Annotated in this window: 1 protein-coding gene; it reads left to right on the top strand. The window is 67.5% G+C overall.

What is annotated here, in order from left to right; translation table 11 throughout:
- Window positions 1-471, top strand: a 471-nt coding sequence (locus tag DF216_RS10385) for a diacylglycerol/lipid kinase family protein (protein ID WP_276318437.1), incomplete at both ends; no start/stop codon positions are given.

The following is a 471-nucleotide window of genomic DNA, read 5'->3' as shown; positions in this document are numbered from 1 at the left end:
ATCCTGTCGGCGCTGCTGCACGACGAGTTCAAGCTGCATGGGCACGAGGTCGAGGTGGAGACGATCGACGGCGACGGCATCGGCGCGGCGATCGGTAGCGCCGCAGCGCGCACCGACCTCGACGTCCTCCTCGTCGGCGGCGGCGATGGGACGGTGTCGACGGCCGCCGCGGCTTTGATGAACAAGCCGATCGCGCTCGGCATCCTGCCGGCCGGCACGATGAACCTCTTTGCCCGCACCTTGCAGATCCCGATAGAGCTCGAGGACGCCGTCAGCGCGCTCGCCGGCGGCGACATCACCGCGGTCGACATCGCGACCGTCAACGGCGAACCGTTCGTCCACCAGTTCTCCGTCGGCCTCCATGCCCGCATGGTGCGTAACCGGGAGCGGCTCGATTACGGCTCGAAGTTCGGAAAGATGTGGGCGACGACGCGCGCGATCGTCACGACGCTGAAGAGCCTTCCACTGGTC

The sequence above is a fragment of the Streptococcus oralis genome, from assembly GCF_004127215.1.
Classification (GTDB): domain Bacteria; phylum Bacillota; class Bacilli; order Lactobacillales; family Streptococcaceae; genus Streptococcus; species Streptococcus oralis_BD.
Note: the sequence above shows the minus strand (reverse complement) of the source record. Positions and strands in the feature narration are given on the sequence as shown.